Raw genomic sequence first — 26,317 nt, forward strand, 5'->3', positions numbered from 1 at the left:
GCACATCAGTAATCCGGTCCGGCGCGACCGACTGTTTTTATTCAGTGCCCTGGCCATCGTCTTGCTGACGCTGCTGGGTAAGGCTGGAGACAGTGTCGGTCTAGAGAGAACGATCAAGGTCAATACCAGCAAGAGCCGAACCTATTCGTTCTTTCGGCAAGGGGTCATCTATTACCAGTTGCTACCTAAAATGAAAGAAACCAATGCGGTCTTGTTGATGGATAAATTTATCTACTACCTGAAGCAACACCGCTTATATACCCGCACACTTGGAATTATTTGAGTCTCTAAAAATGAGGGGATCTCTGAGACCGGGAGCCGATGGCCATCAGTCGCTCAGTTCGTCGCCGACCTGTTTGACCGCATCCCGGGTGCTGTGGCCTATCTCACGGGTGACGTCCCGGGTGGTGTGACCGATCTCGCGGGTCACCCGCTTGGTGGTCTGGCCGACGGTGCGACCCGCCTCCTTGACATCGGCGCAGCCGCCGAGGAGAAACAGGGCCAGCAAGGCCATCAGCAAGGGGCGACGACAGGGTGGCAAAGTCATGGCGATCTCCTGGGTAAAGGGGTCAAGCCTGCCCCTCGGGGAGGGGGCGGGCAACCAGCAGGGTGTGGCCAGGGCCCGGGATCTCGTGCTCGGCCTCCACGTGGAAACCGGCCTCGCGCAGGCACTGGTACATCTGCTTGGAGTGGTAGAAACGGCTGTTGCCGTTGGCGATGGCGGTGAAATAGAGGGAGGTGGCATTGAGGCTGAAGCTCGCCGCCTCGAAGCTCTGCCTGTCCCAGAACAGTTCCAGGATGCAGACCCGGGCGCCTGGTTTCATGTGGCGACGGATACGGGTGAGGAGGACGACGATCTGCTGGTGGCTGAAGCAGTCGAGGAACTGGCTCATCCACCAGATGTCCGCCTCGCCGGGCAGGGGGCCCTCGGCCTCGAGCATGTTGACCGGATGGCCGTTGACCCTGTCCGCCACCCCGGCCTGGGCAATCCTGGGACGGGCCAGGGCGAGCTGCTCGGGCAGATCCAGAATGGTCACCCTGAGGGCGGGATCCCGGGTCGCGCAGGAGATGGCCCACTTGCCAGTGTTGCCGCCCACGTCATAGAGGGTGGCGGGCTCGTAGCCAAATACCTTGTCCTGGGCCTGCTGGAAGGCCCAGTCCGAATAAAAGTGATCGAAGGCGAACCAGCTGGCCCGCGCCGGCTCAGGCAGTTCGTCCAGGTGGGGATAGAGGGTCTCCCAATCGGGGCTGAACACCTTGAGCCCTTCGGGCCTGCCTTCCCGGATGGCGGTGAGCAGGTGGGCGAGGGGGGCATAGCAGACGTGCTGGGTGAAATCCATGTTGACCCGGGTCATGGGGTCGTTTTGCAGGTAGCGGCCGACCCTGCCCAGCACATAGCGTTCCCCTTCCAGGTGGCAGAGCCCGCCGCCGAGCCCCATGTCGAGCAGCACGCCGACCCCGTATTCACTGAGGGAACAGGCCCCGGCTATCTCGGCCGTGGTGGCACCCTGGCGGCCGCAGCGCTCCAGATAGGCGAGCACGCCGGTTTCGCGCAGGCACCAGCTCGCCTGAAACAACATGGGGCCGAAGGCGATGCGCTGGGCCTGACTGATGGCGGCGAGGGCGTCATGAGCCTCACCCTGATAATGTTTCACGAGGCCGGTTCGCTCTTATTGGTGGCTGGTGCGGGCGAGTTCGATCTGGATGGCTTGATTCAGCCCCATGATCCAGCGGTTATAACTGCGATGGATGGCGCCCTTGCCGTTATCATCGAGATTGATGCTGCTGACGTAATTGATGGAATAGTCATGAGCGGTATAGGGAATATTGATCACCGCCTGGTGCTGGCGCACATTCAATTGGCCGCGAATAAGACCGGGCTGCTCTTTTTTCATGACCCAGCCCTTGCTCAGGCCGCCATTGAGGATGGCATTGCCGACCTGCTCCTCGTTGAGGGTGAAATTCACCTGAGTGGCCGGCAGGTTGCGGACCGGCTGGCTGGTGGAGCAGGCGGCGAGCAGGGCGCAGCCGAGCAGCAGCGCCGATTTGGTCATCTTGTGCATTGTCGTTTCCCTACATAGGTTTCTAATGAAGCGCGGCAATGAGACACCATTATTGGGTAGTTTTCAATAAAAGATGACTGTAGACAAGGGGTTATATGACCTGCCTTCTATTATTTCGGGGAAATAATGCTATGATGCCCGCCGAATTTATGACATCCGTGACCCCCTCGTCATTGCAGCGCCTCTCGCCCGTCGGCTGATGCCCGCTAAACGGATCTATCTCAATCATCACCCATAGCGCCGAACAAGGACGGAACGCCGCCATCATGCTCTCATTTTCACTCCTTGATGCACAGGCGCTCTCGCCCGGTCTGAGTGAGGCCGCCTCTTGGCGCCAGTGGGCCGAGTCGGGCGCCTGGCCCGGCGCCGCTCCCCTGCCGGCCACCCCCTTGCTGCCCATGATGATGGCCCGCCGCCTGAGCGCCGGCTCCCGCCTCGCGGTGCAGCTGGGGCTGACGATGCTGGCGCGCCACCCCGTCGACAGCGCCGTCTTTGTCAGCCGTCACGGCGAGCTGGCGCGCTCCATGACCCTGCTCCAGGGGCTGGCGGCGGGCAAGGCCCTCTCTCCCACGGATTTCTCCATGTCGGTGCACAACACGGCGGCGGGGATCTGCTCCATTCAGGGCAAGGCGACCCTGGCCATGAGCTCGCTGGCGGCGGGGGAGGCGAGTCTGATGGCGGGGCTGACCGAGGCGGTGGCGAACCTGGGGGCAGGCCAGCGCCGGGTGCTGCTGGTCGCCTTCGAAGGGGAGATCCCGGCCTTTCATCACCCCTGGCTGGCCCAGACGCCCCCCCATGCCGTCGCGCTCGTGCTGGGGGCCCAGGACGATCCTGAGGCCGTTGCGCACTGGCGCTGCGAGGGAGCGAGGGCGGCGAGCCATCCCCCCGCGCTGAGCCAGCCCCTGGCGTTCTGGCGTGCCCAGCTGCTGAGTCAGCAGGCGTGCCTGCTGGGGGACGGACGTCAGGAGTGGTCATGGCGGCGCGACTGAACCGGCTCTGGCGCCTGTTTGGCACCGGGCTCGGCTTCGCCCTGTTCGGTGTAGGAGGCCTGCTGCTCACCCTCTGCTGGTTCCCGCTGCTGGCGCTCTGCCTGCGGGGCCCCAGGCGCCGCACCCTGGCCCAGGCCAGCATCAAGCAGAGCTTTCGGCTCTTCCTGGGGCTGCTCAAGGGACTGGGGGTGCTCGACTACCGGGTGATCGGCATGCCGAGCGGGCTGCGGGGTGCCCTGGTGGTGGCCAATCACCCCAGCCTGCTCGATTATGTGATGCTGGCCGCCGAGCTGCCGGCATGCGACTGCATCGTCAAGCAGGCCCTGTGGCATAATCCCTTCCTCGGCGGCGTGGTGCGCGCGGCCGATTACATCGCCAACGTGGAGGCGGAGCGCCTGCTGCCCCTGTGCATCGAGCGGGTGCGCCACGGCGGCCTGCTGCTGGTGTTCCCCGAGGGGACCCGCACCACCCCGGGTCAGCCGATCCGGCTGCAGCGGGGGGCGGCCCAGCTCGCGGTGCGCAGCCAGGTGCCGGTACAACCGGTGCGCATCCACTGCAGCGAGCGCTTTTTGACCAAACAGGACAAGTGGTTTCGGGTGCCCAGGCGCAAGCCGCACTTCACTCTGGAATTTCTGCCACAGATCAGCGCCGCCGAGGTGGTCCTGGGGGAAGCAAGCAGCGCCCTGGCCGCCCGCCAGTTAACCCGATTTCTCACCCGGGTCCTGCAACCCGGGACCCAATGACAGCATATGGAATCGTCATGCAAGACCTGCAACAAGAGATAAAACAGCTCATCATCGACAGCCTCAACCTGGAGGGGCTGACCCCGGATGATATCGACAGCCAGGCCCCCCTGTTTGGCGACGGCCTGGGACTGGACTCCATCGACGCGCTGGAGCTGGGGCTCGCCATCAAGAGCCGCTTTGGCATAGTGCTCTCCGCCGATGACGAGAATACCCGTCGTCACTTTGCCAGCGTCGATGCCCTGGTGGCCCTGGTACAGGCCCAGGCCTGAGTCCCTTTCGGAGAGATGAAGATGAACAGAGACGAAATTTTTGCGCAGGTGAAGGCCGCCCTGGTGAACCTGTTCGAGGTGGACGAGGAGGCGGTGACCCCAGAGGCCCAGCTCTATCAGGATCTGGAGCTCGACAGCATAGACGCCATCGATCTGGTGGTGCACCTGCAAAAGCTCACCGGCAAGAAGATCAAGCCCGAGGAGTTCAAGTCGGTGCGCTCCGTGGCCGACGTGGTCGAGGCGGTGGAACGCCTGCTGGCCGATGCCTGAATCGCAGCCAAGGGGCGCCGTGGCGGGCCCGAGCCTGTCATGATGCGCTTGTTATCCCTGCTGGCGGGGGGGCTGCTGCTGGCCTATCCCCTAGCCGTCTACTGGGGGCTGACCCGCTGGGGCGGTACTGCCCTGGTCGCCCTCTTGCTGGTCACCTTCGCCCTGCGCCTGTTGCCCGGGGCCGCGCCTGTCCGTGAGTGGCTGCTGCTCGGCCGCCTGCTGGCCGGCGTCGGCGTGTTGCTGACCGCCCTGAGCGCTCTGTTTGGCGCCCAGCACTGGCTGCTCTATTACCCCCTGGCCGTCTCCCTGGCCCTGCTTGGCCTGTTTGGCTGGAGCCTGACTCAGCCCATGAGCCTGGTGGAGCGACTCGCCCGCCTGACCGATCCCGAGCTGCCCCCGGCCGGGGTGCGCTACACCCGCACGGTCACCCGGATCTGGTGCGGCTTCTTCCTGGTCAATGGCGCCCTGGCTGCCGCCACCATCTGGCACGGGGATCTCGCGCTCTGGAGTCTCTACAACGGTCTCATCAGCTATCTGCTGATGGGGCTGCTGATGGGGGGAGAGTACCTGGTGCGGTTGCGGGTCAAACGGAGCTTTACCCATGAGTGATCAAGGCAGCCTGCTCGCCCTCATCTGGGGGCGGGACCCTGATCAGGAGGTGGCCTTCGGCCCGGAGGGAAGCCATGGGCTGGGCGAGCTGCGCCTGGGGGCCCAGGCACTGGCCGAGCGGATGAGCGCCATGCCCGCCCGGCGCTGGGCCCTGTGCTTCGAGGACAGCCTGCTGTTTGCACAGGCCCTGCTCGCCTGCGCCCTGACGGGGCGCGAGGCCGTGCTGCCCGGTCACCAGCGCCCGGCCGCCCTGGCGGAGATCGGCGCCGCGTTCGATGCCGTGCTGACCGACAGCCAGACCCTGGGGGAGGGGAGTGCCCACCCCTGGTTGCGACTGCCCCTGGACGAGATGCCAGAGCGCGCCAAGCCCTGGCCGGCCCCAAGCGGCCTCAAGCTGACCCTGTTTACCTCGGGCTCCACTGGAGAGCCTAAGGCGATCCCCAAGGCCTGGCATCAGCTCGAGGCCGAGCTCAGGGTCCTGGTGACGCGCTGGGGCGAGGCGCTGGCGGGGGCGCGCCTGCTGGCGAGCGTCAGCCATCAGCACATCTATGGCCTGCTGTTTCGCATCCTGCTGCCCCTCGTCCTGGGGCTGCCCTTCAGCCGCACCCTGACCCGCTACCCCGAGCAACTGGCGGCCCAGGGGGGCAAGTGGGCGCTGATTGCCTCCCCCGCCCTGCTCAGCCGGCTGGATCCCGGGCTCAAGGCCCCCGGCTGCTGCCTGCTGGTCTCCTCGGGCGGGCCCCTGGCCCTGGACCATGCCCGGCGGGCGGCGCAACTGTTCGGCGTCCTGCCGCTGGAGGTGTTTGGCAGCAGCGAGACCGGCGGCATCGCCTGGCGGCAGAGCCGGACGGCCGACACCCCCTGGCAGCCCATGCCGGGGATCCGGGTGTCTGTGGCGAACGAGGATCGCCTGTTGCTGCGCTCCCCCTTCCTGCCCGATGACGAGCCGCTGCTGTGCGGCGATCGTATCCGCCTGATTGGGCCGGGCTTTGCGCTGCTGGGACGGGGGGATCGGCTGGTCAAACTCGAGGAGAAGCGGATCTCCCTCGATGAGGTGGAGGGGCGGCTGCGGGCCCTGCCCTGGGTGGAGGAGGCGGCCGTGCTGCCCCTCACATTGGGCCGCCGACAGCAGCTTGGTGCCGTGCTGGTGTTGAGCCTGCAGGGGCGGGTCCAGTGGCAGGCCCTGGGGCCCGGCCGCTTTCTCATCGCCCTGCGCGAGCGACTGCGGCCCTGGCTCGAGCCGGTGGCCCTGCCGCGCCGGCTGCGCTGCCTGGACGCCTTGCCCCTCAACAGTCAAGGCAAGCGCCCCTGGTCCGAACTGAAAGCATTGTTCGACGAGGCGCCCGTTGCCGCCACGACGGAGCAGATACAGCCCGGCCCGAACGGGCAGAGAGACACGAAACCGGAGCCCCCATGTCATTGAGCGCCCTGCCGACCCTGCTGGAACAGACCCCGACCCGGGATGGCCTGGTGCTGCGCCTGCGCCTTGACCCCGAGCTGCCCTGGTTTCAGGGCCATTTTCCCGGCGCCCCCCTGCTGCCCGGGGTGACCCAGGTGCACTGGGCCATGCACTATGGCCGCCTGCTGCCGGGGGCTGATGGCGCCTTTGGCGGCATGAGCCAGCTCAAGTTCCAGCGTCCCCTGCGTCCGGGTCAGGAGTGCGAGCTGCACCTGAGCTGGCTGGCCGACAAGGGCCAGTTGCTGTTTGGCTACAAGATTGCGGGCGAGCACGCCAGCAGCGGACGGGTGACCCTATGTCCCTGACTCCCTGCATCATCATCCCCTGTTACAACCATGCGCGCCCCCTGGCCGGGGTGCTGGCCAGGCTCAAGCCCATGGGGCTGCCCTGCCTGCTGATCGACGATGGCAGCGAACCCGTCGCCGCCGCCGCCCTGGACGCCCTGGTGGGGGAACACGGGGACTGGCTCACCCTGCTGCGCCACCCCGAGAACCTGGGCAAGGGGGCGGCCGTGAGCAGCGGCCTCATGGCCGCGAGGGCGGCGGGGTTCAGCCATGCCCTGCAGCTGGATGCGGATGGCCAGCACGATCTCGATGACGTGCCGCGCCTGCTCGAGGAGGCGAAGGCCCATCCCGAGGCCCTGGTGTCCGGTCGCCCCTGCTATGACGACTCCGTGCCTAGGGGGCGCCTCTATGGCCGCTATGTCACCCATGTCTGGGTCTGGATAGAGACCCTCTCCTTTGCCATCGAGGACAGCATGTGCGGCTTTCGGGTCTACCCGGTGGCGGCCAGCTGCGCCCTGCTCGGCGAGGTGCGGCTCGGCCGGCGGATGGATTTCGACACCGAGGTGATGGTGCGCCTCCATTGGCGCGGGGTGCCCATGCGCTTCGTGCCGACCCGGGTCACCTATCCCGCCGATGGCAGCTCTCACTTCCGGCTCTGGCACGACAACCTGGCCATCTCCTGGATGCATACCCGGCTGGTGTGCCGTCTGCTGTGGGATCTCATGGGTAAGTTGCTGGGATGGCCTGCCCGGCTCTGGTGGCGGGCGCGAGGCCAACAAAGAGAGACCTGGTTTGCCTGGGGCCGCAGACAGGGGCCGCGTACGCCGGGACAGGAGAGTGGCAGCCTGCCGGGTCGGCCGAGAGAGAGCTGGTTCGCCTGGGGCCGCAGACACTGGTCACGCACGCCGGAACGGGGCAGCCTGCTGGGCTTGCGGATCATGCTGGCCAGCTATCGACTGCTCGGGCGGCGGGGCTTTGGGGCCCTGCTCTATCCGGTGATCGGCTATTTCTGGTTGACCGGACGCCGCCAGCGCGCGGCCTCCGAGCAGTATCTGGCGCGGCTCGAGGCCTTCGCAGCGACCGAGGGGGTCCGTCTGCCCGAGGGGCCAAGGTCGAGCTTTCGCCACTTCCTGCGCTTTGGCGAGGCGGCCCTGGACAAGCTGGCGGGCTGGCGCGGGGACATTGCCCCGGAGCGGGTCGAGCTGGTGGGGCGCGAGCACCACGAGGCGGCGATCCGAAGCGGCCAGGGCCTGCTGCTGCTGGGCTCCCACCTGGGGGATCTCGAGCTGTGCCGCGCCCTCGGCACCCGCCTGGGTCAGGTGCGCATCAACGCCCTGGTGTTCACCCGTCATGCGGCCCGCTTCAACGCCCTGCTCTCGCAGATCAACCCGGGCTCAGGCCTCAATCTTATCCAGGTACAGGAGATGGGGGCGGACACCGCCATCCTGCTCAAGGAGAAGATAGAGGCGGGGGAGTGGGTGGTGATCGTCGGCGATCGCACCTCGGTCACCCGGGAGAAACGGGTGGTCTGGGCCGACTTTCTCGGCGCCCCGGCCCCCTTCCCCCTGGGCCCCTTCGCCCTGGCGAGCGTGCTGGCCTGTCCCGTCTACCTGATGTTCGGCCTCAAGGAGCAGGGCCGTTTTCGGGTCCACTTCGAGCCCTTCGCCGAGCGGCTGTGGCTGCCGCGTGCCGAGCGGGAGGTGGCGCTGCGCCACTGGGTGCAGGCCTATGCGGACAGGTTGCAGCACCATTGCCTGCAGGCGCCGCTCGACTGGTTCAACTTCTTCGACTTCTGGCAGCTAACTCATGATGAACAGTGATTCCATCCCGTCCCGCCAGGGCCATGACGGCCTGCGCCCGGTCACCTTCGGCGCCGGCCCCCTCACCATAGAGCAGGTGGTGGCCCTGGCCCGGCGCCGCGCCCGCCCGGCGCTCAACCCGGATCCCGCCTTTACCGCCCGCATCCAGCGGGGCGCCGATTTTCTCGACAGGCTGCTGGCGGACGAGGGGGTCATCTATGGGGTGACCACTGGCTATGGCGACTCCGTGACCCGGGCCGTGCCCCCGACCCTGGTGGCCGAGCTGCCCCTGCACCTGACCCGTTTCCACGGCTGTGGCCTGGGGGAAAACCTGAGCCTGGAGGCGGGACGCGCCGTGCTGGCGACCCGGCTCTGCTCCCTGGCCCAGGGGGTCTCCGGGGTCAGCCCGGCCCTGCTGGCGCGGCTCTGCTGGCTGCTGGAGCAGGATCTCATCCCCCGCATTCCCGAAGAGGGCTCGGTCGGCGCCAGTGGCGATCTCACCCCGCTTTCCTACGTGGCCGCCGTGCTGGTGGGGGAGCGCGAACTCTATCGGGATGGCCAGCTGGCGAGCACGGCCGAGGTCTATGACGCCCTCGGCGTCACCCCCCTGGTGCTGAGGCCCAAGGAGGGGCTGGCGTTGATGAACGGCACCTCGGTGATGACGGCGCTCGCCTGCCTCGCCTATGCCCGCACCGAATACCTGATGAAGCTGGCGACCCGGATCACGGCCCTGGTCAGCGTCGCCATGGGGGGCAATGCCTTCCACTTCGACGAGCGGCTGTTTGCGGCCAAGCCCCATCCCGGCATGCAGGGGATCGCGGCCTGGCTGAGGGCGGATCTGGTGGCGGGCGAGCTGCCCCGTCACAGCGATCGGCTGCAGGACAGATACTCCCTGCGCTGCGCCCCCCACGTCATCGGGGTGGTGGCCGACAGCCTGCCCTGGTGGCGCCAGCTCATCGAGAACGAACTCAACAGCGCCAATGACAACCCCCTCATCGACGGGGAGGGGGAGCATGTGATGCACGGCGGCCACTTCTATGGCGGCCACATCGCCATGGCCATGGACAGCATGAAGACGGCGGTGGCCAACCTGGCCGATCTGCTCGATCGCCAGCTGGCCCAGCTGGTGGACATCAAGTTCAACGGCGGCCTGCCGAGCAACCTGTCCGGCGCCAGCGGCGAGCGGCGCATGATCAACCACGGCTTCAAGGCGGTGCAGATCGGGGTCTCCGCCTGGACCGCCGAGGCCCTCAAGCTGACCATGCCGGCCAGCGTCTTCTCCCGCTCCACCGAGTGCCACAACCAGGACAAGGTGAGCATGGGCACCATAGCGGCGCGGGACGCCCTGCGGGTGCTGACCCTGACCGAGCAGGTGGGGGCCGCCTGCCTGCTGGCGGCGGTGCAGGGGGTGGAGCTGCGATTGGCCATGGGGGGCTCCCTGGCCGCCCTGAGCCCGGCGCTGCGGGAGATGGTGCTGGCGGTGCGGGAAGATCACCCGGCCCTGGTGGAAGACAGGCCCCTGGAGCAGGAGCTCAGGGCCCTGATCGCCCGGCTGCAGGGGCGCCACTATCCGCTCTATGAGGAGGCGCGCGATGCAAGCTGAACTCTGGATGACAAACCAAGGTATCGAGGTTTCCGATGCAGCATGAGCCCTGGATGATCCGCCACAGCATCGAGATCGAGATCCCGTCTCATGATGTGGATATGATGGCGGCGGGTGTCTGGCACGGCCCGATGGAGAGTCTGTATGCAGCATGAGCCCTGGATGATCCGCCACAGCATCGAGATCGAAATCCCGTTTCACGACGTGGACATGATGGCTGCGGGTGTCTGGCACGGCCGGGATGCAAGGGAGGTTTCCGATGCAGCATGAGCCCTGGATGATCCGCCACAGCATCGAGATCGAGATCCCGTTTCATGACGTGGATATGATGGCTGCGGGTGTCTGGCACGGCCGGGATGCAAGGGAGGTTTCCGATGCAGCATGAACCCTGGATGATCAGCCACAGCATCGAGATCGAAATCCCGTTTCATGATGTAGATATGATGGCTGTGGCCTGGCACGGCCATTACGTGCGCTATATCGAGCTGGCCCGCTGCGCCCTGCTCGAGCAGATTGATTACAACTACCCCCAGATGGAGGCCTCAGGCTACCTCTGGCCCGTCATCGACTTGCGCCTCAAGTACATGGCGCCTCTGCGCTTTGGCCAGAAGGTGCGGGTGGTGGCGCAGCTGCGGGAGTATCAGAACCGCCTCAAGATAGAGTACGAGCTGTTCGACGCCGAGAGCGGTGTGCGCACCAGCAAGGGCTACAGCATCCAGGTGGCGGTGAACAAGGAGAGCGGCGAGATGTGCCTCGCCTCGCCCCGGGTGCTGCTCGACAGGCTGGGGGTCGAAGAATGAGATCTGCCTTGATTGCATCCATACGGGGCTTGCTCTGGGCCTGTCTGCTGCTGGCTGCGTGGCCGGGGGCTGTACAGGCCGAGGTCATGACCCAGGCCCGGGTGCACCAGCTGCTGACCGAGCATCCCGCCCAGCGGGCCCGGTTCGAGCAGGAGAAGCAGGTGGCCGGGCTGGCCCAGCCGCTGCGGGCCAGCGGCGAGCTGCTGCTGGTGCGCGGCCAGGGGCTCTGGTGGCATCAGCTGGCCCCCTTTGAGCTGAGCCTCAGCCTCACCGAGCGGCGCATGCGCCAGCGGGTCGGCCAGGGGGAGGCGCAGATCATCGACAGCCCCCAGCTGCTGGAGTTCAGCACCATGCTGTTGACGCTGTTCGGTTCCGATGAGCAGGCCCTGGCCCGCTACTTCGCCCTCGATTTCTCCTCAGATGAACAGGGCTGGCGCCTGGGGCTGACCCCGTTGGCGGCGCCCCTGGACAAGGTGTTCTCCCGCCTGGTGCTGGAAGGGGGCCATCGGCTGGAACGTCTGCTGATAACGGATCGCCAGGGGGATGAGACCCGGATCCGCTTCGCTGACTGGCAAGGGGTGACCCTGCCGCTCGGCGCCGAGGAGCAGGCCCATTTTGCACCCTGATCAGCGAGGCCATGGCCATCACTCTTCGCCGCACTCTCCGCTGCATTCTCCGCCGGCCTCAGCGGCGGGTCTGAGCGAGCGCAGCTGGCGCCGGCTCGCCCGGCTCTGGCTGCTGCTCTGCCTGCTGGCCCTGGCCCTGCTCGGCTGGCAGCTGAGCACGAGCCGCATCAACACCAGCCTGATGGATCTCTTGCCCCACAGCGAGCGCGCCTCGCTGGATCCGGCCCTGCAACAGGGGCTGCTGCGCCAGCTCGACCGTCAGCTGATCTGGATGCTGAGCCTGCCCCCTGGCCAGGATGGCCGCCCGGCGGCGGCGCAGTGGGCCAAGGCCCTGGCCGCCCTGCCCGAACTTGACGCCGTGCGCGGTGCCCAGCCCGAGCTGGCCGGTGCCTGGCAGGCCTATCAGCACGATTACGCCTGGCAGCGGCTCGACGAAACGAGTCGTGCCAGGCTGGCCGAGGGCCCGGAGGCCTGGAGCCAATGGGTGCTCGGCCAGATCTACAGCCCCTTCGGCGGCGTCTCCCGCGCCGAGTGGCAGCAAGATCCCCTGCTGCTGACCCGGGCCGGGGTGCAGGGGCAGGCCGCCACCCCCCTGACCCTGGATCGGGGCTGGCTGGTGAGCCGGGACGGGGAGGGGCGCAGCTGGTACCTGCTGCGGGCCGAGCTGAATCTCTCGGCCTTCGACCTCTCCCGCAACGATGCCCTGCTCGGGCGCCTCGACCAGGCGGAGCAGGCCCTCAAGGCCGCCTATCCCGGGCTGACGCTGCTGCGTCGTGGCACGCTGTTTTACAGCCAGCATGCCAGCCGGCTGGCCCAGGCGGACATCTCCACCATAGGGCTCGGCTCCCTGCTGGGGGTGGTGCTGCTCATCTGGCTGGCGTTTCGTTCGCTGCGGGCGCTCTGGCTCTCCCTGCTGCCCATCGTCGTGGGTCTGTGCTGGGGGCTGCTCGCCGTGCTGCTCTGGTTTGGCGAGGTGCATCTGTTCACCCTGGTGATCGGCACCAGCCTCATCGGCATCGCCATCGACTACGGGATCCATTTTCTGACCGAGCGCCGCCTCTGCGGGCAGGATGAGAGCCCTCATCAGACCCGGGCCCGGCTGCAGCCCAGCCTCTGGCTGGCGCTCATCACCACCCTGGTGGGCTATGGCCTGCTCTGGCTGGCCCCTTTCCCCGGCTTGCAGCAGCTGGCCCTGTGCGCCCTGGTCGGCCTGCTGGCCGCCTTGCTGACAGTGCTCTGCCTGTTCCCGCTCTGGCTGGGGCCCCTGCCCCTGGGCACCCCCAGGGTCGTGACGTGGCTGGAGGCCTGGCTCGCCCTCTGGCGCGAGCGGCGCTGGTTGCGCACCGGCCTGCCCCTGCTCTGCCTGGGGCTGGTGGTCTGGGGGCTCAGCCAGCTGAGGGTGGACGATGACATCGCCCGCCTGCAACCCCTGCCCACCGAGCTTCAGGCCCAGGAGCGGCAGGTGCAGCGCCTCACCGGCCAGCAGGGAGGCATGGCGGGCTTCCTGGTGACGGGGCCGGATGGGGAGACGGCGCTGCAACGGCTCGAAGCCCTGACCCCGGCCCTGACCAGTGCCAAGGCGCAGGGGCTGCTGGCGGATTTCGTCCCCCTGAGCGGGTGGCTGCCTTCCCTGGCGCGCCAGCAATCGGATCACGACGCCCTGGCGCGCCTGCTGCCCGAGGTGGTGGCGCGGCTCAATGGTGCCGGGTTGCCGGTGACGGCCTCCCTCCCCGCACTGCGCCCCCTCACCGCGGCCCAGTGGCTGGCCAGTCCGGTCAGCGAGGGCAGCCGCCTGCTGTGGCACGGCTTGGCCGATGGCCGGGTGGCCCTCTGGCTGCCGGTGAACGGCGTGGCGGATCCCGCCGCCCTGGCGGCCCTGGCCGAGGGGCGCGAGGGGGTGTTCTGGCAGGATCAGCGCAGCCAGTGGAGCCAGCTGTTCGCCCACTACCGCCTCACCCTGGCCGAGCTGCTGGCTCTGGCCGTCGCCCTGGTGGGGGGCCTGCTCTGGTATCGGCTCGGCTGGCGCAAGGGGGGGCGGATCCTGCTGGTCAATGGCCTGGCGCTCGGAGCCGGTCTGGCCTTGCTCGCCGCCTTCGGCCAGCCTCTCACCCTGTTCGGGGTGCTGGCCCTTGCCCTGATCTTTGGCATCGGCATCGACTATGGGCTCTTCTTCGCCCACAGCGGCGCCGATCCCCGGCGCCAGCGGGCCACCCTGCTGGCGGTCCTGCTGGCGAACCTGACCACCCAGCTGGCGTTCGGTTTGCTGGCCCTGAGTCACACCCCGGCCATCGCGGGCTTCGGCCTGGTGTTGAGCGGGGGTATCTTTACCGCCTTTCTGCTGTCGCCCCTGGTGTTGGAGAAATCATGAGAATTGCGATGCTGTTTGGTCTGCTGCTGCTCACGGCCTGTGCCGGTCAGCCAGGGGCCGGGGGGCCGGACAACCGCGCCCTGCTGACCCCGACCGTCAGCCTGGTGCTGCCCGCTCCCCTGCGGGATCAGCCCCTCTATCGCCAGCAGCTGCTCAGCGCCCGGACCCGGGGCGGCGAGCATCAGCTGCTGACGGTGCTGGAGGCAGACGGTCGCCAGCTCACCCTGGTGGGGCTGACCCCGAGCGGGATCCGGCTGTTTCGGCTGAGCTATGACGGCGAGGCGATCCGCAGCGAGCAGCTCTCCAGCCTGTTGGGGGACACGGCGCTGCCGCCGGTGGCCCAGGTGCTGGCCGACGTCATGCTCGGCTACTGGCCCCTCTCGGCCTGGCAGCCCAGGCTGCCCAGGGGCTGGCGTCTGGAGGACGAGGGCATGGTGCGTCGCCTGCGGGATCCTGAAGGCACCCTGGTGAGCGAGATCCACTACCGGGAGATAGACGGGGAGCGGGAGCCGGTGCGCCTGGTGCAGCACGCCTTCGATTACGCGCTGCAGATGGAGAAACTGGCCCCATGAACACTGTGATGACGCGCGTCTCTCCCTGCTTCATCGGGGATTACGGCCTGATCTGCGCCCTGGGAGAGGGCAAGCAGGCGGTGGCGGCGGCCCTGAGCCGCTGGCAGGAGAGCGGGATCAGCCCCCTGGACGGGGAGCGCCAGCCGCTGAGCGACGGCAGGCTCACCCCGGTCGGCCGGGTGAAGGAGGCCTTGCTGTCGGTGCCGGCGGCGCTGTCGGCCTACGATTCGCGCAACAACCGCCTGCTGCTGGCGGCCCTGGCCCAGATCCGGCCCGGGCTGGATGCGCTCATGGCCCGGCTGGCCCCGGATCGCATCGCCATCGTGCTCGGCACCAGCACCTCGGGGATCGCCGAGGCGGAGCGGGCGGTCGCCGCCTGGCAGGGGGGGGAGGGGATCCCGGCCGAGTTTGACTATCGCCAGCAGGAGCTGGGCTCCCCGAGCGATTTTCTCGCCCGCCACCTGGCCCTGACCGGCCCGGCCTACACCCTCTCCACCGCCTGCTCCTCCAGTGCCCGCGCCTTCATCAGCGGCCAGCGGCTGCTGGCGACCGGGCTGGCGGATGCCGTCATCGTCGGCGGCGTCGACAGCCTGTGCGGCCTGACCCTCAACGGCTTCGACAGCCTGGAGTCCCTCAGCCTCAGCCGCTGCCGTCCCTTCGGGGCCGAGCGGTGCGGCATCAACATTGGGGAGGGGGCTGCCCTCTTCCTGCTGACCCGGGAGCGGGCCGGGCTCGCCCTGCTGGGGGCGGGCGAGTCTTCCGACGCCTGGCATGTCTCGGCCCCCCACCCAGAGGGGCTGGGGGCCGAGGCGGCCATGCGCATGGCGCTGGGCCAGGGGGGGCTGACCCCGGGCGAGCTGGATTACATCAACCTCCACGGCACCGCGACCCGGCTCAACGACGAGATGGAGAGCCTGGCCCTCGCCCGGTTGTTTGGGGCGGCGCAGACCGCGCCCGCCAGCTCCAGCAAGATGCTGACCGGCCATACCCTGGGGGCGGCCGGTGCCATAGAGGCGGCGATCTGCTGCCTGTTGCTCGCCCGGGAGATGGCGCCGCCCCGTCAGGGGGAGGCCCAGGATCCCGCCCTGGCCCCCATCCGGCTGGCCGGGGGGGAGGCGCCGGCAAGGCCGCTGGCCCGGGTGCTGTCCAACTCCTTTGCCTTCGGTGGCAACAATGTCAGCCTGCTGCTGGGACGGGTCCCGGCGCGAGAAGAGGGAGCCTCCCATGAATGAGATAGCCATCGACGCGTTGTTGCCCCATCAGGCCCCCATGCTGCTGCTGGATCGCCTGCTGGATTATCAGGGGGCCCGGGTCTGCTGCGAGACCCGGGTGGGGGCGCGTCACGCCCTGCTGCTCGATGGCGATGGCGCCCTGCCGGGCTGGGTCGGCATCGAGCTGATGGCCCAGACCATCGCCGCCTGGGCCGGGATGCGGGGGCGCGAGCGAGGGGAGCCGGTGCGCATCGGTATGCTGCTTGGCAGCCGCCAGTACCGCAGCCGGGTGGCCGCCTTCGCCCCGGGGGACCGATTGACCATCGAGGCCGAATGCCTGCTGGAGGATGGCGCCATGGCCAGCTTCGAGTGCCGGATCCTGCGCGACGGCCAGCCGTGCGCCGAGGCCAGGCTCAGCACCTATCTTCCCGCCGAGGGAGAGCTGGCTCAATTGCTGGCAGAGACAGGGCCATGAGCGCCGAAATGGCTGGGAACGCATCACGCCGACCCGTGGCGAGAGCGAATTTGATGAATCTGTGAGGAAAAGGATTGATGATGAATTCCACCGTACTGGTGACCGGGGCCAGCAAGGGCATAGGCCGCGCCATCGCCCTGAGACTGGCCGCCGATGGCTTTCACATAGTGGTGCATTACCACGGCGATGAGGCCGGTGCCCAGACGACCCTGGACGCCATAGTGGCGGCCGGGGGCCAGGGGCGGCTGATCCAGTTCGACATCTCGAACCGGGAACAGTGCCGCAGCCGGCTCGAGTCCGACATCGAGGCCCACGGCGCCTACTATGGCGTGGTCAGCAACGCCGGCGTCATCCGCGATGGCGCCTTCCCGGCCCTGACCGACGAGGAGTGGGACGGGGTGCTGCACACCAACCTCGACGGCTTCTACAACCTGCTCAAGCCCTGCATCATGCCCATGATAGGGCTGCGCCGGGGCGGGCGCATCGTCACCCTGTCGTCGGTTTCCGGCATCATGGGCAACCGGGGGCAGGTCAACTACAGCGCCGCCAAGGCGGGGATCATAGGGGCGAGCAAGGCCTTGGCCCTGGAGCTGGCCAAGCGCAGGATCACGGTCAACTGTGTCGCCCCCGGTCTCATCGACACCGGCATGGTGAGCGCCGAGGTGGAGGCCGAGGCGATGAAGATGATCCCCCTCAAGCGGATGGGGCAGGCCGACGAGGTGGCGGGCCTGGTCTCCTACCTGATGTCGGACATCGCAGGCTATGTCACCCGTCAGGTGATCTCCATCAACGGGGGACTGATATGAAGGCAGTCAGTTTCTTGGTTCAAACGCGTCAGACATGGCAGGGAGTGGGAATATGAAGCGGGTCGTGGTAACCGGCATGGCCGGGGTGACCGCCTTTGGCAACGATTGGCAGAGCGTGGGGCCCCGTCTCAAGGCGGAGCGCAACGGGGTGCGCCAGATGCCGGAGTGGGCCGTCTACGACGGTCTCAACACCCGGCTGGCGGCCCCCATCCTGGATTTTGCGCTGCCGGCGCACTATCCGCGCAAGAAGACCCGGGCCATGGGGCGGGTCTCCGAGCTCGCGACCGTGGCGACCGAGCTGGCCCTGGCCCGGGCCGGGCTTCTCGGCCACCCGGTGCTGACCGGCGGGCGTACCGGCATCGCCTATGGCTCCTCCACCGGCAGTACGGCGCCCATCAGCGCCTTTGGCGCCATGCTCAACGACAAGACCACGGCCAGCATCACGGCCACCACCTATGTGCAGATGATGCCGCACACGGCGGCGGTCAATACCGGTCTCTTCTTCGGCCTGCGGGGCCGGGTCATTCCCACCTCCAGCGCCTGTACCTCCGGCAGTCAGGGCATCGGCTACGCCTATGAGGCGATCAAGCACGGTTATCAGGATCTCATGGTGGCGGGCGGCGCGGAGGAGCTCTGTCCCTCCGAGGCCGTGGTGTTCGACACCCTGTTTGCCACCAGTCAGATGAACGATCACCCCGAACTGAGCCCCAGGCCCTTCGATCGGCAGCGGGACGGTCTGGTGATCGGGGAGGGGGCGGGCACCCTGATCCTGGAGGAGCTGGAACATGCCCAGGCCAGGGGCGCCCCCATCATCGCCGAGCTGGTGGGCTTTGCCACCAACTGCGATGCGGCCCATGTCACCCAGCCCCAGCAGGAGACGATGCAGCTCTGCATGGCCCTGGCCCTGGCGGACGCCGGCCTGGAGGCCGGGCAGATCGATTACATCAGCGCCCACGGCACCGCCACCGAGCGGGGGGACATCGCCGAGAGCCATGCCACCTCGGCCCTGTTCGGGGACAAGACCCCCATCTCCTCCCTCAAGAGCTATTTCGGTCACACCCTGGGGGCCTGCGGCGCCATCGAGGCCTGGCTCTCCCTGGAGATGATGGCCGAGGGCTGGTTCGCCCCCACCCTCAACCTCGGCGAGCCGGATCCCGCCTGCGCCCCCCTGGACCATATCCGCAGTGGTGGCCGGGTGCTGGATGCCACCTATCTGATGTCCAACAACTTCGCCTTTGGCGGCATCAACACCTCGCTCATCTTCAAGCGTTGGTCATGAATGACCGGCCATGAATGAACAGAGGCGCCCAAGGGCGCCTCTGTTCATTCATAGGGGGGATGCGGCTATTTCTTGGGACGAAACGGCTTGATGACGGCCTCGTCGCACTCGAGATAGGGCCCCTCCATCAGATCGATGCAGTAGGGGATGGCGGGGAAGACAGCATCCAGACACTCTCGGATGGACTTGGGCTTGCCCGGCAGGTTGACGATGAGGGTGCTGCCCCGCAGGCCGGCGGTCTGGCGCGACAAAATGGCGGTGGGCACGAACTTGAGGGATTCGGCCCGCATCAGCTCGCCAAAGCCCGGCATCATGCGATCACACACCGCCTCGGTGGCCTCGGGGGTGACATCCCGCCTGGCCGGGCCTGTGCCGCCCGTGGTGACGATGAGGCAGCACCCCTCCTCGTCCGCCAGCCGGGCCAGGGTCGCCTCTATCTGATCCTGCTCATCGGGGATCAGGCGGTAGACGGCCTCCCAGGGGGAGCTGAGATAGGCGCCCAGGGTATCCATGATGGCCTTGCCGGAGAGATCCTCGTAGATGCCTGCGCTGGCGCGGTCGCTGACGGTGACGATGCCGATTCTTGCCTTGTTCATACGACCCCTTGTCGTGACGGTAAATAGGAAAATAAAATAGCATAATCAGATAGATGTGTTAAACGCCATATGCAAGGCCCCTATTTCGAGACGGCAATTTTCCCGGGCTTTCGTGTTGCTGAAAATATATTTTCAGGGAATTTTTCGATAAAGGGGAATAATGACGCGGCCATGGTCATGAAAAATGTATAAGTAATACAACTAGGACTTGTTTGCCGCCCTCCATATTCAAGGTGTTGATCCCTAATGGGGAATATGGAGGCATCATGACAATACGTTTTCAATGGGAGCCTGCCTCCCGCCGCCGTCAAATTGAACTCCCGCCCTCGCTGGCATATATAACCAGTAGAGGGTGCCGGGCCCGGTCGGGCACTGGCACCACACCCTCTCATCTCGAGAGCGGAGGGAACCATGGAATTACCCGATTTCGATACCCTGAAACGACTCGCCGCCAGCGAGCCGCAACTGCTGGAAACCCTGCTCTATGAGCAGATAGAGGCGGTCATCGCCAGCGCCGGCCCGGATCAGCAGCGCAGGTTGCGAGGGTTGCAGTTTCAGGTCGATTGCCAGCGCCGCCTGGCCAAGAACCCCATCGACAGCTGCATCCGCATCGTCAACATGATGCAGGAGGCCTTCTTCCTGATGCATTGCGAGATGAACCGGCTCTGCTCCCTCGCCCCCGATGATGAGCCGCCCCCCCCGATCCGGCGAGACAATGTGGTGTCGCTGCAAGATCGCCTCCCCAAATAAGAGCAGGTGGCCGTGGGTCACCTCTGTTATCCGTCGTCTCCTTACATCTTATCCGTTTGACGCCATATCAAGGGGCGCCTTCGGTGTGTGGGCGGCCAGAGGCGCTTCTTGGCTGAGTTATCTGCCAACATCTTGATCTTCTCACCTGTTTCCCCCGCTCCCTGCGGATGAATGGTCTGCCGGGTTTGGTTAAGATAATGGCTTTCACGTTACGTCTCGAAGGGAATATTGAGAAGTATGATGTCAAGCAGGGAGCTGTCCCGGGAACAGCAGACGGACGTCACCCGTATCGTCGTCAAGACAGGGCAGATGCTGGCCCAGTTCGGTGCCGAGAGCCGCCTCATCGAGCAGACCACGATGCGGCTCGGTCTGGCTCTGGGGCTGGAGAGCGTCGAGATGGCCATCTCCTCGAGCGCCATCGTATTGACCAGCCTCTATCGGGGGCACTGCGTCACCACCACCCGCCGGGTCCGCGAGCACGGCATCAACATGCAGGTGGTGTGCGAGATCCAGCGCCTGTGCATCATGGCGGAGAAACACCTGATAGAGGCGAAGGAGGTGAGGCAGCGGCTCGATGCCATCAAGCCGTTCCACTACCACCCCTGGCTGGTGGTGCCCATGGTGGGCCTCTCCTGCGGCGCCTTCAGCCTGCTGTTTGGCGGCGACTGGCCCATCTTCCTGGTGACCTTCTTCGCCAGCGCCTGCGCCATGCGGGTGCGCCAGCTGATGGCGCGTCATCATCACAGCCCCCTCATCAACTTCGCCGTGACCGGCTTCATCGCCACCCTGCTCGCCTCCAGCGCCACCTTCTTTGGCTGGGGCCAGCAACCCTATCTCGCCATGGCGGCCAGCGTGCTGCTGCTGGTGCCCGGCTTCCCCCTCATCAACGCCGTCTCCGACATGGTGAAGGGCTACTTCAACATGGGGTTGGCCCGCTGGGGGGCGGCGACCCTGCTCACCATCAGCGCCGCCATCGGGATCATTCTGGCCATGTCGGTGACCGGGATCTGGGGATGGCGGGGATGAGGTGCATTAAGAGTGCCACTGACCATCAGCGCAGTGATCACCGGCATCATTCTGGCCATGTCGGTGACCGGGATCCGGGGGGGCGAGGATGAGGTGCATTAAGAGTGCCACTGACCATCAGCGCAGTGGTCACCAGCATCATCCTGGCCATGTCGGCCACCGGGATCTGGGGGTGGCGGGGATGACGTGCATGACGTGCATTAAGAGTATTACTGACCATCAGCGCAGTGATCACCGGCAGCATCCTGGCCATGTCGGTGACCGGGATCCGGGGGATGAGAGGATGAGAGACATTGACAGTGAGCGGCAGCATGCTTGCCGCGCCGTCGCGCACAGGACGTTGAGGGAGAGAATATGATGGATCTGCTCTGGTTGCTGGCCAAGGATGCCTTCTGGTCCGCCATTCCGGCCGTCGGTTTTGCCATGCTGTTCAACGTGCCGCCGCGCATGCTCAAGTATTGCGCCATGGGGGGCGCCCTGGCTCACAGCCTGCGTACCCTGCTCATTCATCAGGGGGTGCCCATCGAATGGGCCACCCTGGCGGCGGCGACCACGGTCGGCTTTGTCTGCGTCTATTGGTCGCGGCGCTTGCTGGCGCCAAGGCCGGTGTTCAGCGTCGCCTCCATCATCCCCATGATCCCCGGCAGCTATGCGTTCAAGGCGATGATCTCCATCGTCGAACTCAACATTCACGGCGTGACCCTGGAGCTTATCCAGAGCGCGCTGGAAAATGGGCTCAAGGCCGTCTTCATCGTCGGCGCCCTGAGCTTCGGGCTGGCGATACCCTCGCTGGTCGTGTACCGTAACCGCCCCATTGTGTGAGAGACGCTGCGAGATGAAGATTTCCATGATTGCCGCCATGGCCAGAGGCAGGGTGATAGGGCTGGACAACCAGATGCCCTGGCACCTGCCCGCCGATCTGGCCCACTTCAAGCGGGTCACCCTGGGCAAGCCGGTATTGATGGGGCGCAAGACATTCGAGTCCATTGGTCGTCCGCTGCCCGGGCGCCGAAACCTGGTGATCAGTCGCAATGCAGGATTTACGGCGCCGGACATCGAGGTGTTCTCCTCCATCGAGGAGGTGCTGGCCGCCTTGTCCGAGGGGGAGGCGGTGGCGGAGTTGATGGTGATTGGCGGCGGTCATCTCTATGCCCAGCTGTTGCCGCGGGCGGATCGCCTCTATCTGACTCACATCGAGCTGACGGTCGAGGGGGATACCCGCTTCCCGGATTATGAGCCGCAGCAGTGGCGCTGCATCGAGCAGGAGGCCCATCAACCCGATGCGCGCAATCCCCATCCCTATCGTTTCGAGACCCTGGAGCGGATCGCCGGTTGATTCCCGGCGTCCCACCATGAAAAAAGGCCCGCGACGGGCCTTTTTGCTGTCTGTGTCCCTCAGCGGGCGTAGGTGGGACAGGGTGTGCTGAACAGGGCGTCATCCTCCTGGCGCCACAGGGTGAGGCTGTTACCCCAGACGCAGCCGGTGTCGAGGGCCTTGATGTGACTGCGCCCCGTGTTGCCCATCAGGGCCGCCCAGTGGCCGAACACCAGCAGGGGGTCATCGTCGCGACGCGCCCGCAGCTCGAACCAGGGGCGCAGCCCAGGTGTGGATTCGTCCGGACCCAGCTTGCACTTGAAGTCGAGCCGGCCATCGAGGTGGCAGAACCGCATCCGGGTGAAGCTGTTGATGATGTAGCGGTAGCGCTCTATGCCGAGCAGCCCCTCGTGCCAGGCATCCGGCTGGTCGCCATACATGTGGTGCAGCAGCCACCGGTATTGATCCCCCCGCAGCAGCGTCTCCACCTCCCGGGCGCAGCGCCGGGCGGTCGCCACGTCCCAGCTCGGGGGCAGGCCGGCATGGATCATCATCACGGGGCGGGTCGGATGCTCGCTCTCGGCGAGCAGGGGCCGATGGCGCAGCCAGTCGAGCAGCAGATCCCTGTCCGGCGCCTCCATCAGGTCCTGCAGCCTGTCTTTCTTCTTGAGCGGGGCCACCCCTTCGGCGACCGCCAGCAGGTGCAGGTCGTGGTTGCCGAGGATGCAGACGGCGCGCTCGCCCAGGGAGTGGGCATAGCGCAGCACGGCGAGGGAGTCCGGCCCCCTGGCCACCAGATCCCCCGCCAGCCAGAGGGTGTCATGGGCCGGATCGAATCCAGCCATATCGAGCAGGCGGCGCAGGTCGTCATAGCAACCCTGCACATCGCCGACAAAACAGTTTGCCATGGAACCTCAGTTGATGATGTGGGGGACGGCCAGGGTGAAGGGGGCGATGGGGGCCTCGAACTCGTGGCCCGCCTCGTCACGCATCAGGTAACTCCCCTCCATCACCCCGAGCGGCGTGTCGAGGGGCACCCCGCTCTGGTAGCGGAACGTCTCGCCGGGGGCGATGACGGGCTGTTCACCGACCACTCCGGGCCCTTCGACCTCGACCCGCTTGCCGTTGGCATCCGTGATGAGCCAGCGGCGGGCGAGCAGTTGCGCCTTGCCCGGCCCCAGGTTCTGGATCTCGATGAGATAGAGGAACTGGTAAGGATCCTGGCTGCCCTCGATATAGCTGGGGTGGGGGCGGATCTGGATGGTCGGTGTCGCCATGGCGTCAGCCCTGTTGCTGATCGGCCAGCCAGTTGGCCACGGTCACGAACTGCTCCAGGGAGAGGTTCTCCGGGCGCAGGTTGCCGTCGATACCAAGCTCGGCCAGCTGGGCTTCGGTGATGAAGTTCGCGAAGCTGTTGCGGATGGTCTTGCGGCGCTGGCCGAAGCCCTCGGTGCAGACCCGGCTCAGGCAGCGAATGTCTTTCGCGACGATTGTCGGGTTCTTGTGGGGCACCAGGCGCACCACGGCGGAATCCACCTTGGGGGCCGGCTTGAAGGCGCCCGGGCCCACTTCCAGCACGGGGATCACCTGGCAGTAGTACTGGGTCATCACGCTCAGGCGGCCATAGGCCTTGCTGCCGGGACCGGCGGCCAGACGCAGCACCACCTCTTTTTGCAGCATGAAGTGCATGTCTTCCACCCGGTCGGCGAAGTCGCACAGGTGGAAGATGAGGGGGGTGGAGATGTTGTAGGGCAGGTTGCCGAAGATGCGCAGCGGCGGTTTGCCTTCCCCCATCAGGGTGCCGAAGTCGAAGCGCATGGCATCGGCCTCGATCACGGTCAGCTTGTCCTTGAGGGTGGGGTGTTCGCGCAGGCGCGCCGCCAGATCCCGGTCCAGCTCGACCACGGTCATCTTGTCCATCTGGGAGGCGACCGGCTCGGTCAGCGCGGCCAGACCCGGCCCTATCTCCACCAGGTTCTGACCCGGCTGGGGGTTGATGGCGGCCACGATCTGATCGATCACGTAGCTGTCGTGCAAGAAGTTCTGACCGAAACGCTTACGGGCCGTGTGGCCCATGTGCATCTTACTGCTCATATTTTTTTCTCTACCATCAAGATGGCGTGGTTAAGCGCGGTGACCAGGCTGCCCGAGTCTGCCAGGCCCTTGCCTGCCAGATCCAGTGCGGTGCCGTGATCCACCGAGGTGCGGATGAAGGGGAGTCCGAGGGTGATATTGACCGAGCGCCCGAAGCCCTTGTACTTGAGCACGGGCAGCCCCTGGTCGTGGTACATGGTCAGTACCGCGTCCGCATCCTTGAGGTACTTCTCCTGGAACAGGGTATCGGCTGGCAGGGGGCCAACCAGATCGATCCCCTCCTGACGCAGGGCGTCCAGGGCGGGCTCGATCACGTCTATCTCTTCACGGCCCAGATGACCCCCTTCCCCGGCGTGGGGATTGAGGCCGCAGACATAGATCCTGGGGGCCTTGATGCCGAACTTGTCTCTGAGATCGGCATTGAGGATGCGGATCACCTTGCCCAGACGCTCCGCCGTGATGGCGCGAGCGACGCAGGCGAGGGGGATGTGGGTGGTGGCCAGCGCCACCCGCAGGCCGTCGGTGGCCAGCAACATGACCACATCCGGTACCCCCGCCTGCTGGGCGAAGAATTCGGTGTGGCCGCTGAAGGAGACCCCGGCCTGGTTGATGATGCCCTTGTGCACGGGCCCGGTCACCACGGCGGCAAATTCGCCGCTCATGTTGCCGTCACAGGCCCGCTGCAAGGTGGCCAGCACATAGGCGCCATTGGCCTCGTCGAGCTGGCCGGCCTGCTCGGGGGCGCCGAGGGCGACCGGACACAGGGTCAGGGTGCCGGCCCGCTGGGGGCGGGCTGGCTGGGCGGGATCGTAGGGGATGAGCGCGATCTCCAGCCCCAGGGCCTGGGCCCGGCGCTGCATCAGCTCGGGGGAGGCGATCACCACCAACTGGTGGGGCCAGTCCCGCCGGGCGATATCGAGCACCAGATCCGGCCCTATGCCGGCCGGCTCACCCGGGGTGATGGCAAGACGCTGACAAGGGATCAACTGCCGGCACCTTCGATGCGGATATAGGCTTCGTCACGCAGCTCGTCGAGCCAGGCCTGGGACTCTTCCACGAAGCGACGGTTGTAGATCAGCTGATAGGCGCGCTGCTCCTGGGCCTTGTCGGTGGCATCCTGGCTGCGTCTATCCTCCAGCTGCACCAGGTGCCAGCCGTGGCTGGTCCGGAAGGGCTCGCTGTACTGGCCGGGCTGCAGGCGATTGACCATGTCGCGGAACTCAGGCACATAGACGTTGGGATCGGACCAGCCCAGCTCCCCTCCCTGCACCGCAGAGCCGGGATCTTCGGAGTGCTTCTCCGCCAGGGCGGCGAAGTCGGCCTTGCCGCTCTTGATGTCGTGGAGGAAGCCGTCCAGCATGCCCTTGGCCTTCTCCTCACTCAGGATGATGGAGGGCTTGATCAGGATGTGACGAGCCTTCACCTCGGTCTGCACCACCTGCTGTATGCCCTTGGTATCGAACACCTTGACGATGTGCAGACCGGCGCCGGAGCGCAGCGGGCCGACGATGTCCCCCTTCTTGGCACCCTGCACCGCTTCGGCCATCAGGGTGGGCATGCCTTGCGGGCTCATCCAGCCCCAGTCACCTCCTTCCAGGGCCTTGGGACCGTTGCTCTCGGCGATGGCCAGCTCACGGAAGTCGGCGCCGCCACGCAGCCGGGTCAGCAGGCTCTCTATCTTGGCCTTGGCGGCATTGAGCTGCTCGGCGCTCGGGTTGTCCGGCAGGGCGATCTGGATGTGACCGACGTGGTACTCCTGCTGCTGCTGGCCCTGGGCCTGCAACGCCTGCACCACCTGCTTGACCTCCTGATCCGAGATGTTGATGCGGCGGCGGATCTGGTTGCGGCGCACCTCATTCATCAGGATCTCGCGGCGTATCTCTTCCCGGTACTGGGCATAGCTCATGCCTTCGCGCTCAAGCTGGGCCCGCAGCTGCGCCAGGCTCATCTTGTTGTCGGCGGCGATGCTCTGGATGGCCTGCTCGAGCTGGGTGTCGCTGATCTTGAGGCCCTGTCTGTCCGCCAGCTGCAATTGCAGGCTCTCCTGGATCAGGCGATCCAGCGCCTGTCTGCGCAGGGTGACGTCATCGGGCAGCGCCTGGCCGCTCTCCTTGGCCGAGAACTTGATCTTGTTGACCAGGGCATCCTGCTGGCTGGCGAGTACTACATCCTTGTTGACCACGGCCAGCACCTTGTCGATGAGCTCGGGGGAGGCAAACGCGCTCTGGCTCATGACTCCGAACAGACCTGCGGTCAGCAGGGAAATCCACGTCTTCTTCATATCCATCTCTCAAGGCGTTTTGCGATG

General features: G+C 66.4%; 31 protein-coding genes and 1 pseudogene. 23 read left to right on the plus strand and 9 right to left on the minus strand.

The window, feature by feature from the left end; translation table 11 throughout:
* Positions 1–283: pseudogene (locus ACLHZ1_RS01185) on the plus strand (IS4-like element ISAs18 family transposase); the annotation flags it as partial.
* Between the two features lie 45 nt (positions 284–328).
* Here the strand turns inward: ACLHZ1_RS01185 and ACLHZ1_RS01190 are convergent.
* Genes ACLHZ1_RS01190 through ACLHZ1_RS01200 form a run of 3 tightly spaced genes read right to left on the minus strand, consistent with a single transcriptional unit; the run spans position 329 to position 2,063 of the window.
* Entirely contained in the window at positions 329–547 is a 219-nt protein-coding gene (locus ACLHZ1_RS01190) for a hypothetical protein (protein ID WP_427260623.1), read from the minus strand.
* Positions 548–569: 22 nt separating this feature from the next.
* Positions 570–1,655 carry a methyltransferase gene (locus ACLHZ1_RS01195; protein WP_427260624.1) on the minus strand — a complete coding sequence of 362 codons (1,086 nt, stop codon included), beginning with the start codon at positions 1,653–1,655 and terminating at the stop codon, positions 570–572.
* 15 nt (positions 1,656–1,670) lie between these two features.
* Positions 1,671–2,063: a hypothetical protein gene (locus ACLHZ1_RS01200; protein WP_427260625.1), complete on the minus strand. Its 393-nt coding sequence runs from the start codon at positions 2,061–2,063 to the stop codon at positions 1,671–1,673.
* 266 nt (positions 2,064–2,329) lie between these two features.
* Here ACLHZ1_RS01200 and ACLHZ1_RS01205 point away from each other — a divergent pair, with 266 nt between their 5' ends.
* From ACLHZ1_RS01205 to ACLHZ1_RS01290, 18 genes are all read left to right on the plus strand, one after another.
* Positions 2,330–3,052, plus strand: coding sequence for a beta-ketoacyl synthase chain length factor (locus ACLHZ1_RS01205; RefSeq protein ID WP_427260626.1), 723 nt, complete (start codon positions 2,330–2,332; stop codon positions 3,050–3,052).
* Positions 3,037–3,795 (plus strand): lysophospholipid acyltransferase family protein, encoded by a 759-nt coding sequence (locus ACLHZ1_RS01210; RefSeq protein ID WP_427260627.1) that lies wholly within the window; start codon positions 3,037–3,039, stop codon positions 3,793–3,795. The genes ACLHZ1_RS01205 and ACLHZ1_RS01210 overlap by 16 nt, the downstream gene beginning before the upstream one ends.
* A gap of 17 nt (positions 3,796–3,812) precedes the next feature.
* Positions 3,813–4,067 carry a phosphopantetheine-binding protein gene (locus ACLHZ1_RS01215; RefSeq protein ID WP_041999580.1) on the plus strand — a complete coding sequence of 85 codons (255 nt, stop codon included), beginning with the start codon at positions 3,813–3,815 and terminating at the stop codon, positions 4,065–4,067.
* A 21-nt stretch (positions 4,068–4,088) separates the two neighbouring features.
* Positions 4,089–4,337 (plus strand): acyl carrier protein, encoded by a 249-nt coding sequence (locus ACLHZ1_RS01220; RefSeq protein WP_427260628.1) that lies wholly within the window; start codon positions 4,089–4,091, stop codon positions 4,335–4,337.
* Between the two features lie 39 nt (positions 4,338–4,376).
* Entirely contained in the window at positions 4,377–4,946 is a 570-nt protein-coding gene (locus ACLHZ1_RS01225; protein ID WP_427260629.1) for a hypothetical protein, read from the plus strand.
* Positions 4,939–6,369 (plus strand): AMP-binding protein, encoded by a 1,431-nt coding sequence (locus tag ACLHZ1_RS01230; protein ID WP_427260630.1) that lies wholly within the window; start codon positions 4,939–4,941, stop codon positions 6,367–6,369. The genes ACLHZ1_RS01225 and ACLHZ1_RS01230 overlap by 8 nt, the downstream gene beginning before the upstream one ends.
* Positions 6,360–6,710 carry a 3-hydroxyacyl-ACP dehydratase FabZ family protein gene (locus ACLHZ1_RS01235; protein ID WP_427260631.1) on the plus strand — a complete coding sequence of 117 codons (351 nt, stop codon included), beginning with the start codon at positions 6,360–6,362 and terminating at the stop codon, positions 6,708–6,710. The genes ACLHZ1_RS01230 and ACLHZ1_RS01235 overlap by 10 nt, the downstream gene beginning before the upstream one ends.
* Entirely contained in the window at positions 6,707–8,509 is a 1,803-nt protein-coding gene (locus ACLHZ1_RS01240) for a glycosyltransferase family 2 protein (protein ID WP_427260773.1), read from the plus strand. Before ACLHZ1_RS01235 ends, ACLHZ1_RS01240 begins: the two co-directional genes overlap by 4 nt.
* Positions 8,499–10,091 carry an HAL/PAL/TAL family ammonia-lyase gene (locus ACLHZ1_RS01245; protein ID WP_427260774.1) on the plus strand — a complete coding sequence of 531 codons (1,593 nt, stop codon included), beginning with the start codon at positions 8,499–8,501 and terminating at the stop codon, positions 10,089–10,091. Before ACLHZ1_RS01240 ends, ACLHZ1_RS01245 begins: the two co-directional genes overlap by 11 nt.
* Before the next feature lie 144 nt (positions 10,092–10,235).
* Positions 10,236–10,361, plus strand: a complete 126-nt coding sequence (locus ACLHZ1_RS01250) for a hypothetical protein (RefSeq protein WP_427260632.1) — start codon at positions 10,236–10,238, stop codon at positions 10,359–10,361.
* A gap of 104 nt (positions 10,362–10,465) precedes the next feature.
* Entirely contained in the window at positions 10,466–10,891 is a 426-nt protein-coding gene (locus ACLHZ1_RS01255) for an acyl-CoA thioesterase (protein ID WP_427260633.1), read from the plus strand.
* A 20-nt stretch (positions 10,892–10,911) separates the two neighbouring features.
* Entirely contained in the window at positions 10,912–11,517 is a 606-nt protein-coding gene (locus tag ACLHZ1_RS01260; RefSeq protein ID WP_427260776.1) for an outer membrane lipoprotein carrier protein LolA, read from the plus strand.
* 70 nt (positions 11,518–11,587) lie between these two features.
* Positions 11,588–13,885: an MMPL family transporter gene (locus ACLHZ1_RS01265; protein ID WP_427260777.1), complete on the plus strand. Its 2,298-nt coding sequence runs from the start codon at positions 11,588–11,590 to the stop codon at positions 13,883–13,885.
* The gene (locus ACLHZ1_RS01270; RefSeq protein WP_427260634.1) at positions 13,882–14,457 is read left to right on the plus strand and encodes a DUF3261 domain-containing protein; all 576 of its coding nucleotides are present in this window, start codon (positions 13,882–13,884) and stop codon (positions 14,455–14,457) included. The genes ACLHZ1_RS01265 and ACLHZ1_RS01270 overlap by 4 nt, the downstream gene beginning before the upstream one ends.
* Positions 14,454–15,689 (plus strand): beta-ketoacyl-[acyl-carrier-protein] synthase family protein, encoded by a 1,236-nt coding sequence (locus tag ACLHZ1_RS01275; RefSeq protein ID WP_427260635.1) that lies wholly within the window; start codon positions 14,454–14,456, stop codon positions 15,687–15,689. Before ACLHZ1_RS01270 ends, ACLHZ1_RS01275 begins: the two co-directional genes overlap by 4 nt.
* On the plus strand, positions 15,682–16,143 hold the full coding sequence (locus tag ACLHZ1_RS01280) for a thioester dehydrase (protein WP_427260636.1): 462 nt from the start codon (positions 15,682–15,684) through the stop codon (positions 16,141–16,143). The genes ACLHZ1_RS01275 and ACLHZ1_RS01280 overlap by 8 nt, the downstream gene beginning before the upstream one ends.
* A gap of 80 nt (positions 16,144–16,223) precedes the next feature.
* The gene (locus ACLHZ1_RS01285) at positions 16,224–16,949 is read left to right on the plus strand and encodes a 3-ketoacyl-ACP reductase FabG2 (protein ID WP_427260637.1); all 726 of its coding nucleotides are present in this window, start codon (positions 16,224–16,226) and stop codon (positions 16,947–16,949) included.
* A gap of 52 nt (positions 16,950–17,001) precedes the next feature.
* Complete coding sequence (locus ACLHZ1_RS01290; RefSeq protein WP_427260638.1) at positions 17,002–18,228, plus strand: beta-ketoacyl-ACP synthase; 1,227 nt, start codon at positions 17,002–17,004, stop codon at positions 18,226–18,228.
* Between the two features lie 65 nt (positions 18,229–18,293).
* Here the strand turns inward: ACLHZ1_RS01290 and mog are convergent, their stop codons facing one another.
* Positions 18,294–18,824 carry a molybdopterin adenylyltransferase gene (gene mog / locus ACLHZ1_RS01295; RefSeq protein WP_427260639.1) on the minus strand — a complete coding sequence of 177 codons (531 nt, stop codon included), beginning with the start codon at positions 18,822–18,824 and terminating at the stop codon, positions 18,294–18,296.
* Positions 18,825–19,235: 411 nt separating this feature from the next.
* Here mog and ACLHZ1_RS01300 point away from each other — a divergent pair, with 411 nt between their 5' ends.
* The 4 genes from ACLHZ1_RS01300 (at position 19,236) to folA (ending at position 21,936) form a co-directional block, all read left to right on the plus strand.
* Positions 19,236–19,574: a DUF3135 domain-containing protein gene (locus ACLHZ1_RS01300; protein WP_427260640.1), complete on the plus strand. Its 339-nt coding sequence runs from the start codon at positions 19,236–19,238 to the stop codon at positions 19,572–19,574.
* Between the two features lie 237 nt (positions 19,575–19,811).
* On the plus strand, positions 19,812–20,600 hold the full coding sequence (locus tag ACLHZ1_RS01305) for a threonine/serine exporter family protein (protein WP_427260641.1): 789 nt from the start codon (positions 19,812–19,814) through the stop codon (positions 20,598–20,600).
* A 354-nt stretch (positions 20,601–20,954) separates the two neighbouring features.
* The gene (locus tag ACLHZ1_RS01310) at positions 20,955–21,422 is read left to right on the plus strand and encodes a threonine/serine exporter family protein (protein WP_408794916.1); all 468 of its coding nucleotides are present in this window, start codon (positions 20,955–20,957) and stop codon (positions 21,420–21,422) included.
* A 13-nt stretch (positions 21,423–21,435) separates the two neighbouring features.
* Positions 21,436–21,936, plus strand: coding sequence for a type 3 dihydrofolate reductase (gene folA, locus ACLHZ1_RS01315; protein ID WP_427260642.1), 501 nt, complete (start codon positions 21,436–21,438; stop codon positions 21,934–21,936).
* 59 nt (positions 21,937–21,995) lie between these two features.
* On the opposite strand, the gene ACLHZ1_RS01320 is transcribed toward folA, so the two are convergent.
* Genes ACLHZ1_RS01320 through surA form a run of 5 tightly spaced genes read right to left on the minus strand, consistent with a single transcriptional unit; the run spans position 21,996 to position 26,290 of the window.
* Entirely contained in the window at positions 21,996–22,823 is an 828-nt protein-coding gene (locus tag ACLHZ1_RS01320; protein ID WP_427260643.1) for a symmetrical bis(5'-nucleosyl)-tetraphosphatase, read from the minus strand.
* A 6-nt stretch (positions 22,824–22,829) separates the two neighbouring features.
* A complete protein-coding gene (gene apaG, locus ACLHZ1_RS01325; protein WP_408794924.1) occupies positions 22,830–23,192 on the minus strand; it encodes a Co2+/Mg2+ efflux protein ApaG in 363 nt (120 codons plus the stop codon).
* A 4-nt stretch (positions 23,193–23,196) separates the two neighbouring features.
* Positions 23,197–24,009: a 16S rRNA (adenine(1518)-N(6)/adenine(1519)-N(6))-dimethyltransferase RsmA gene (rsmA, locus tag ACLHZ1_RS01330; protein ID WP_408794927.1), complete on the minus strand. Its 813-nt coding sequence runs from the start codon at positions 24,007–24,009 to the stop codon at positions 23,197–23,199.
* Positions 24,006–24,992, minus strand: coding sequence for a 4-hydroxythreonine-4-phosphate dehydrogenase PdxA (gene pdxA, locus ACLHZ1_RS01335; protein ID WP_427260778.1), 987 nt, complete (start codon positions 24,990–24,992; stop codon positions 24,006–24,008). Before pdxA ends, rsmA begins: the two co-directional genes overlap by 4 nt.
* A complete protein-coding gene (surA, locus tag ACLHZ1_RS01340; RefSeq protein ID WP_427260644.1) occupies positions 24,992–26,290 on the minus strand; it encodes a peptidylprolyl isomerase SurA in 1,299 nt (432 codons plus the stop codon). The genes pdxA and surA overlap by 1 nt, the downstream gene beginning before the upstream one ends.
* Positions 26,291–26,317 lie beyond the last annotated feature (27 nt).

It is taken from the genome of Aeromonas sobria (assembly GCF_050266975.1).
Lineage (GTDB): Bacteria > Pseudomonadota > Gammaproteobacteria > Enterobacterales > Aeromonadaceae > Aeromonas > Aeromonas sobria_B.

What these genes read in the sequence shown, in the direction of transcription:
- ACLHZ1_RS01190 (WP_427260623.1), bottom strand. Translation starts at nt 547, where the DNA reads ATGACTTTGCCACCCTGTCGTCGCCCCTTGCTGATGGCCTTGCTGGCC.
- ACLHZ1_RS01200 (WP_427260625.1), bottom strand. Translation starts at nt 2,063, where the DNA reads ATGCACAAGATGACCAAATCGGCGCTGCTGCTCGGCTGCGCCCTGCTC.
- ACLHZ1_RS01205 (WP_427260626.1), top strand. Translation starts at nt 2,330, where the DNA reads ATGCTCTCATTTTCACTCCTTGATGCACAGGCGCTCTCGCCCGGTCTG.
- ACLHZ1_RS01210 (WP_427260627.1), top strand. Translation starts at nt 3,037, where the DNA reads ATGGCGGCGCGACTGAACCGGCTCTGGCGCCTGTTTGGCACCGGGCTC.
- ACLHZ1_RS01215 (WP_041999580.1), top strand. Translation starts at nt 3,813, where the DNA reads ATGCAAGACCTGCAACAAGAGATAAAACAGCTCATCATCGACAGCCTC.
- ACLHZ1_RS01220 (WP_427260628.1), top strand. Translation starts at nt 4,089, where the DNA reads ATGAACAGAGACGAAATTTTTGCGCAGGTGAAGGCCGCCCTGGTGAAC.
- ACLHZ1_RS01225 (WP_427260629.1), top strand. Translation starts at nt 4,377, where the DNA reads ATGATGCGCTTGTTATCCCTGCTGGCGGGGGGGCTGCTGCTGGCCTAT.
- ACLHZ1_RS01230 (WP_427260630.1), top strand. Translation starts at nt 4,939, where the DNA reads ATGAGTGATCAAGGCAGCCTGCTCGCCCTCATCTGGGGGCGGGACCCT.
- ACLHZ1_RS01235 (WP_427260631.1), top strand. Translation starts at nt 6,360, where the DNA reads ATGTCATTGAGCGCCCTGCCGACCCTGCTGGAACAGACCCCGACCCGG.
- ACLHZ1_RS01245 (WP_427260774.1), top strand. Translation starts at nt 8,499, where the DNA reads ATGAACAGTGATTCCATCCCGTCCCGCCAGGGCCATGACGGCCTGCGC.
- ACLHZ1_RS01250 (WP_427260632.1), top strand. Translation starts at nt 10,236, where the DNA reads ATGCAGCATGAGCCCTGGATGATCCGCCACAGCATCGAGATCGAAATC.
- ACLHZ1_RS01255 (WP_427260633.1), top strand. Translation starts at nt 10,466, where the DNA reads ATGCAGCATGAACCCTGGATGATCAGCCACAGCATCGAGATCGAAATC.
- ACLHZ1_RS01270 (WP_427260634.1), top strand. Translation starts at nt 13,882, where the DNA reads ATGAGAATTGCGATGCTGTTTGGTCTGCTGCTGCTCACGGCCTGTGCC.
- ACLHZ1_RS01275 (WP_427260635.1), top strand. Translation starts at nt 14,454, where the DNA reads ATGAACACTGTGATGACGCGCGTCTCTCCCTGCTTCATCGGGGATTAC.
- ACLHZ1_RS01280 (WP_427260636.1), top strand. Translation starts at nt 15,682, where the DNA reads ATGAATGAGATAGCCATCGACGCGTTGTTGCCCCATCAGGCCCCCATG.
- ACLHZ1_RS01285 (WP_427260637.1), top strand. Translation starts at nt 16,224, where the DNA reads ATGAATTCCACCGTACTGGTGACCGGGGCCAGCAAGGGCATAGGCCGC.
- ACLHZ1_RS01290 (WP_427260638.1), top strand. Translation starts at nt 17,002, where the DNA reads ATGAAGCGGGTCGTGGTAACCGGCATGGCCGGGGTGACCGCCTTTGGC.
- mog (WP_427260639.1), bottom strand. Translation starts at nt 18,824, where the DNA reads ATGAACAAGGCAAGAATCGGCATCGTCACCGTCAGCGACCGCGCCAGC.
- ACLHZ1_RS01300 (WP_427260640.1), top strand. Translation starts at nt 19,236, where the DNA reads ATGGAATTACCCGATTTCGATACCCTGAAACGACTCGCCGCCAGCGAG.
- ACLHZ1_RS01305 (WP_427260641.1), top strand. Translation starts at nt 19,812, where the DNA reads ATGATGTCAAGCAGGGAGCTGTCCCGGGAACAGCAGACGGACGTCACC.
- ACLHZ1_RS01310 (WP_408794916.1), top strand. Translation starts at nt 20,955, where the DNA reads ATGATGGATCTGCTCTGGTTGCTGGCCAAGGATGCCTTCTGGTCCGCC.
- folA (WP_427260642.1), top strand. Translation starts at nt 21,436, where the DNA reads ATGAAGATTTCCATGATTGCCGCCATGGCCAGAGGCAGGGTGATAGGG.
- ACLHZ1_RS01320 (WP_427260643.1), bottom strand. Translation starts at nt 22,823, where the DNA reads ATGGCAAACTGTTTTGTCGGCGATGTGCAGGGTTGCTATGACGACCTG.
- apaG (WP_408794924.1), bottom strand. Translation starts at nt 23,192, where the DNA reads ATGGCGACACCGACCATCCAGATCCGCCCCCACCCCAGCTATATCGAG.
- rsmA (WP_408794927.1), bottom strand. Translation starts at nt 24,009, where the DNA reads ATGAGCAGTAAGATGCACATGGGCCACACGGCCCGTAAGCGTTTCGGT.
- surA (WP_427260644.1), bottom strand. Translation starts at nt 26,290, where the DNA reads ATGAAGAAGACGTGGATTTCCCTGCTGACCGCAGGTCTGTTCGGAGTC.